We start from the raw sequence: 4,688 nt of genomic DNA, 5'->3' as shown, positions 1-4,688 counted from the left end.
ACTTTGAAATTGGTTCGACGTGCGGTAACCCTAAGAATGAAGTTAAATATGTTCGTTGTGTTCGAGATAGTAAATAGCTTTTAAAAAAATCATATGAGGTTCTATATAATACGCGCATCCTCAGCATGCTTTTGTAAAGCAAATCATACCGTTGATGTAGAAGTGGTACCTTGGACGTGTTGGACATTTTTTGACTGGTAATTGTAGAGAGGAATACGATGAAAAACACTATTATCATAGCTTTAGCTTTATTGATCTCACACAGCATCAACGCCTCAGCAGATGGGATAAAAATCGATCTCTATAAACCTACAGGGCTAAATTATAACCAAGCGTGTACGATGGAACAGATCACTCAGAGCAAACAGCCCCCGAGTATTACGCTGAGCCGAGACGATTTCACCACACCCATATCCAAAAACCAGCGGTGGAATCTCTCTAGTGATAAATGGAATAGCAAAAAAGCATTTGAATCCCTCCAGGATCACTGTTTTATCCTCAGAACCGCAGAGAATCACTCGATGGCGGGAGTGGTGCTATCATCCCATACGGCTCGATTTAACCAAATCCCTGTGATATTTGTCGAACACAAAGGGGGAAATGTGACTCTGCACAGCGATCTGTTTAGGGCGATCGATTCGAAATTGGATTGCAAATGAAAGCTTTTTTATACCTCATTTTCCTCTTCTCCCTGACCCAAAGCGTACTCCATGCCTGCATGGGAGATGAGAGGATCGAACCCTCAAACCGATGGAAAAACGCGATGGATGTCGCGGTGCATGTTCCGATGTTTAATCTCTTGCGCGGTCAGATAATCACCCTGCATTTGCCGCTCGAAGGTGGGAAAAGCCCATGGAAAATACCCCAAAAAGGCTCAAACGACGAGTTTCGCTGGTACACTGAAACCACCGCTACCGATCAATTACTGAGAATACAGGCACTGAAACCCGCTCCATCGATATTTGAGGCTGAATTTACCTCGGGTTCTACTAACGCTAGAGCAATGATCACTCTCAATGTTTTGGCAACAGGGGTATCGCCCCAATTTAACCCCCTCTATCTCACCTATACGGATCATGGGAAAACGTTTGAAAACCATCCCCACAGCCCCGTCGTAGTGAGACTGGAAACTCCCAAAGGGAAAAAAGGGGTGTGGAAGTTTAACGACAGTAAAAAAGAATCCCCGAAGGTAGAGGGGATGGAGTTTTTGTTTAATGCCTCTTTTGAGTCTAGGGATTTGGTGTTTGAATTTATCGAAGAGGATTCATGGAATCTTTTCCCGACAAAAGCTAAATTTTATATCACTCCCATGCGTGAGATTCCAACATGTTAATCTAAAACAAATAACAAGGAGCACCCATGAATCCAACAACCGACACAGAACAAACTTTTGATATTCACCCCTATATCATGTATGTGATTGAACCTGCGAATGCCGATCTCAACAAACGGCTCATGGACAAAAGCTACTGGGGAGATTCGGGAGAATGGGTGGATGAAGCCCTCCAAGAGATCAAATCTATCCTCTTTGAATATCCTCTCATTAACACTAAAAGTGAGGTGGTAATATGGCTAAACAGAAGCCTCGTCCAGCTGGAAAACGCTAGAGATATGTTTCGTGAAAAGCGATCAGATCCTGATGGTTACGGTAGCGGTACTTTTAAAGAATGCATCGATAGGCTGAGGGATGTGCGAAAAGAAATTCTCAGTAAACCCAGTTTTTAAAGGAAGAAAATGCCAACCAGATATCACTACATCCTCTACGCATGTGCATTTATTTCGCCGCTATGGGGTGATGTTCTCTCGTACAATACGATGGTGGCTCAAGAGAGATTGCAATCCAATCCAACTATCTTTGATCGTAGCGATCAGTTTTGTTTAGGGAAAAAACCGCAAGAGAGCTGTGTGATAACTGCAACCCATTTCTCCGGCGGTGGCGAGGGAGTCTGTATAAACGGACAAAGTGCGGATAAATCGGAAAAAATCGATTTGATCTGTCAACGAAGTGAGAATATCTATATCGAGAGAGGATTACCCAAAGGGGGATTTGTTGCCGATTCGAGAGTGTGCTCCAAGGGCAAAAACATCTCAAAACATCCTCAAGAGAGAAACAAAAACTGTAAACCCATCCTCCCCCCTCCTCCGGATCGGTTTTGTCGAGCCAAAAAATCAGGGGATAGCTGTACGGTAGAGTTCACCTATCATGACAAGAATGAAAAAGAGACCGGTGTATGCCGCGAAATGTTTGAAGAAGAGCATTACTACCTCTATGGGCACCGATCCGATACACGGATAGTGTTGCGATGCGAACCGATCAAAAGCGTGGAGAGAATCTTTACACCGATTTCGGTGATCCAAAAATTGACCCAATGACTCAACTCGAAGGGTTGATGTGGACACTTATAATTGAACTCCCCATCGCGATAACACTGTTACGTTCACAACCCATTCTAAAGCTCCTTTTTGTCGCAACAAGTGCGTCACTTATGACCCATCCTATCGCGTGGTATCTCTCTGTGCTGTTATCACCGCAAGAGTATCGCGTGGGATTTTACGCTATCGAAACAGCAGTGATAGTTACCGAAGCATTATGGTATCAGGGATGGTTTCAGCTGGAGTGGAGATATTCGGTTATGGTTTCACTGATTGCCAATACAGTATCGATGATTTTAGGGGGAATCCTTTTTTAAAAAGGTAGAACAAAAATTGTATTGAGAGATAATACAACCTTGAAGGAACACACAATGTCAATCCAAAGCTACATCGCTGAAAACAAACTCGAATGGATGATCGTCTACAATGCCCCTACCGATGCGTACAAATACGCCTACCGTGGATGTCTCGTCGTAACTGAGGGTAAAGTAATCACCGCTGATAAAAGCCTACCTCCAAAAGATATCGTCAAACAAGTACTCCTCGCTACCAACAACGATACCATCGATTTCATGGCGCTAGAGCTTCAATCATTGGATCTTTTTGAATCTTTTGTAGCTAAATACAAAGAATATTTGTCTCCTACAGGAAAATATCTCTTGTTCGTCTCTGACATTATCGGAAAAGGCTCATTCGTTTATGAAGGAATTACGTTCAATACGTTTGCATTGGATGAGAGTTCTGTATGGAACGACTTACTCGAACTCGGTGATCTTTCAAAAGGTGATTTGAAAAAGATGTCTGATAAAGAGAAAATCGATGCTGTTGCAAAAGAAGTTTCACGTAGTAACCTTCGCCTTAGTGAAAAAACCTATGAAGAGATTAAATCTTACCAACGCGGTGGAAAAGCCTCTTTCGGAGCGGTGTAAGCTGCTTCGTCATCGTGCTACGACACGGAATTTACTCTTTTATGCAATATGAATATTTTTTTCAAATTCTGGTCAATATTGAGATAAAAAAGTTCTTCAAGTGTGTTTTTAGCATGGACGATAGCAAATATATCAGGAATTTTAGTTTCCACTACCACATCAATATCACTCTTTGATGTCACTTCATTACGGACAGTTGAGCCAAAAAGACATTCGAAACAATCGGCAAAATCATTCCTAAACTGCTTTAAAATATCGTATCCTTTTGATTTTAATAGAGTGATTGTAGTATATTCTACTATCTCCCTCGCCGAACAACTGCCAACAAGCAAAGAGGAGATGCTAAACATCAGCGGTATCGGAGAGGTAAAATTTGAGCGATATGGTGAGCTATTTTTAGAATTAACGAGAGAGTTGAGTGCTAAAGAGAGGGATTGATTGTATAATAATCCTTATGAAACCGACAAAAGAACATATTTTAGAATATCTGCACGAGATCAAAAGTGAGCTTCACCAAAGCGGTATTGTTCAGCTGGGACTCTTCGGCAGTTATGCGCGTAATGAAAACACCCTCTACAGCGACATCGACATTGCAATCAAAAAAGAGGAAAACTACCTCCAACACCGCAACGCCTACACCTATTTTGATGAAGTAGCAAAGATAAAACAGCGGATATTTGAAAAGTTCCATCGTAGCAGTGATATTTTCGATCTGGACAGCACTTCGAGCATGAAAGACTCCATCACCAAGGATATTATCTATGTATAGCATCAGAGCGATAGAGCGTATCCGAGTGATCGATAAAAAAATCGGCTTTATCGAAAATATCGTCCGAAAGAGCGGTTCTATTATCAATGCACTCGAAGATGAAGAGAACTCACGCGCTTCGATCCTCATGCACCTCACCTCTATCGCTGAACAGTTTGATAAACTACTCCATGCTGGTGAACTCGAAATACTCTCCAACTTTGAAAAACAAGACATCAAAGGGAGCTATGAGCTTCGCAATTTCATCGCTCATGATTATGAAGGGATTGATCTTTATATCGTTGAAAACGTGATTGAAGAGCGCTTACCTGTCATCAAACAGGGGATCAAGAAAGTTTTAGATTTATAACGAGAACAATCCCTGTTTCTTCATTTACCCTTATTTTTTCTTACTCTCATTTTTATCCAAATCATAATGGACACGATAACGAATCAATATTTTTTCCTTTGGTCGAGGATACTTTGCGTATGCAAGTTCTATCGTCTCTCTGGTAGTGTCATTTAAAATATCAATTTTGCTTTTCTGGATAAATGATATATCTGAAATAGAGCCGTCCGGGTGTAGATTAAACTCTATCATATTCCTATCATTGGTTATCACGTCTAAAGGAATACTT

The 4,688-nt window shown here is 41.4% G+C and carries 11 protein-coding genes; 9 read left to right on the top strand and 2 right to left on the bottom strand.

Annotated features, from left to right (window positions below; all coding sequences use genetic code 11):
* The first annotated feature begins 218 nt into the window (after window positions 1-218).
* Genes WA010_RS10900 through WA010_RS10875 form a run of 6 tightly spaced genes read left to right on the top strand, consistent with a single transcriptional unit; the run spans window position 219 to window position 3,302 of the window.
* Window positions 219-659, top strand: coding sequence for a hypothetical protein (locus WA010_RS10900; protein WP_422557142.1), 441 nt, complete (start codon window positions 219-221; stop codon window positions 657-659).
* Window positions 656-1,333 carry a hypothetical protein gene (locus WA010_RS10895; RefSeq protein ID WP_422557141.1) on the top strand — a complete coding sequence of 226 codons (678 nt, stop codon included), beginning with the start codon at window positions 656-658 and terminating at the stop codon, window positions 1,331-1,333. The genes WA010_RS10900 and WA010_RS10895 overlap by 4 nt, the downstream gene beginning before the upstream one ends.
* 26 nt (window positions 1,334-1,359) lie before the next feature.
* Window positions 1,360-1,725 carry a hypothetical protein gene (locus WA010_RS10890; RefSeq protein WP_422557140.1) on the top strand — a complete coding sequence of 122 codons (366 nt, stop codon included), beginning with the start codon at window positions 1,360-1,362 and terminating at the stop codon, window positions 1,723-1,725.
* Window positions 1,726-1,734: 9 nt separating this feature from the next.
* Window positions 1,735-2,373, top strand: a complete 639-nt coding sequence (locus tag WA010_RS10885; RefSeq protein ID WP_422557139.1) for a hypothetical protein — start codon at window positions 1,735-1,737, stop codon at window positions 2,371-2,373.
* Window positions 2,370-2,690 (top strand): hypothetical protein, encoded by a 321-nt coding sequence (locus tag WA010_RS10880; protein ID WP_422557138.1) that lies wholly within the window; start codon window positions 2,370-2,372, stop codon window positions 2,688-2,690. The genes WA010_RS10885 and WA010_RS10880 overlap by 4 nt, the downstream gene beginning before the upstream one ends.
* A 54-nt stretch (window positions 2,691-2,744) precedes the next feature.
* Entirely contained in the window at window positions 2,745-3,302 is a 558-nt protein-coding gene (locus WA010_RS10875; protein WP_422557137.1) for a hypothetical protein, read from the top strand.
* Between the two features lie 17 nt (window positions 3,303-3,319).
* Here the strand turns inward: WA010_RS10875 and WA010_RS10870 are convergent, their stop codons facing one another.
* Window positions 3,320-3,460, bottom strand: coding sequence for a hypothetical protein (locus WA010_RS10870; RefSeq protein ID WP_422557136.1), 141 nt, complete (start codon window positions 3,458-3,460; stop codon window positions 3,320-3,322).
* Between WA010_RS10870 and WA010_RS10865 the strand changes: the two genes are divergently transcribed.
* The 3 genes from WA010_RS10865 to WA010_RS10855 are packed head-to-tail and all read left to right on the top strand — an operon-like array spanning window position 3,405 to window position 4,420.
* Window positions 3,405-3,740, top strand: coding sequence for an HRDC domain-containing protein (locus WA010_RS10865; RefSeq protein ID WP_422557135.1), 336 nt, complete (start codon window positions 3,405-3,407; stop codon window positions 3,738-3,740). The two genes, WA010_RS10870 and WA010_RS10865, sit on opposite strands and share 56 nt — an antisense overlap.
* 16 nt (window positions 3,741-3,756) lie before the next feature.
* Window positions 3,757-4,071, top strand: coding sequence for a nucleotidyltransferase family protein (locus tag WA010_RS10860; protein WP_422557134.1), 315 nt, complete (start codon window positions 3,757-3,759; stop codon window positions 4,069-4,071).
* Entirely contained in the window at window positions 4,064-4,420 is a 357-nt protein-coding gene (locus tag WA010_RS10855) for a DUF86 domain-containing protein (RefSeq protein WP_422557133.1), read from the top strand. Before WA010_RS10860 ends, WA010_RS10855 begins: the two co-directional genes overlap by 8 nt.
* A 30-nt stretch (window positions 4,421-4,450) precedes the next feature.
* On the opposite strand, the gene WA010_RS10850 is transcribed toward WA010_RS10855, so the two are convergent.
* Window positions 4,451-4,688: energy transducer TonB family protein (locus tag WA010_RS10850; RefSeq protein WP_422557132.1), on the bottom strand; the 238-nt coding region annotated here is incomplete at its 5' end.

It is taken from the genome of Sulfuricurvum sp., from assembly GCF_049305995.1.
GTDB lineage: Bacteria > Campylobacterota > Campylobacteria > Campylobacterales > Sulfurimonadaceae > Sulfuricurvum.
This window is presented reverse-complemented; position numbering and strand designations above follow the sequence as displayed.

What these genes read in the sequence shown, in the direction of transcription:
- WA010_RS10900 (WP_422557142.1), top strand. Translation starts at nt 219, where the DNA reads ATGAAAAACACTATTATCATAGCTTTAGCTTTATTGATCTCACACAGC.
- WA010_RS10895 (WP_422557141.1), top strand. Translation starts at nt 656, where the DNA reads ATGAAAGCTTTTTTATACCTCATTTTCCTCTTCTCCCTGACCCAAAGC.
- WA010_RS10890 (WP_422557140.1), top strand. Translation starts at nt 1,360, where the DNA reads ATGAATCCAACAACCGACACAGAACAAACTTTTGATATTCACCCCTAT.
- WA010_RS10885 (WP_422557139.1), top strand. Translation starts at nt 1,735, where the DNA reads ATGCCAACCAGATATCACTACATCCTCTACGCATGTGCATTTATTTCG.
- WA010_RS10880 (WP_422557138.1), top strand. Translation starts at nt 2,370, where the DNA reads ATGACTCAACTCGAAGGGTTGATGTGGACACTTATAATTGAACTCCCC.
- WA010_RS10875 (WP_422557137.1), top strand. Translation starts at nt 2,745, where the DNA reads ATGTCAATCCAAAGCTACATCGCTGAAAACAAACTCGAATGGATGATC.
- WA010_RS10860 (WP_422557134.1), top strand. Translation starts at nt 3,757, where the DNA reads ATGAAACCGACAAAAGAACATATTTTAGAATATCTGCACGAGATCAAA.
- WA010_RS10855 (WP_422557133.1), top strand. Translation starts at nt 4,064, where the DNA reads ATGTATAGCATCAGAGCGATAGAGCGTATCCGAGTGATCGATAAAAAA.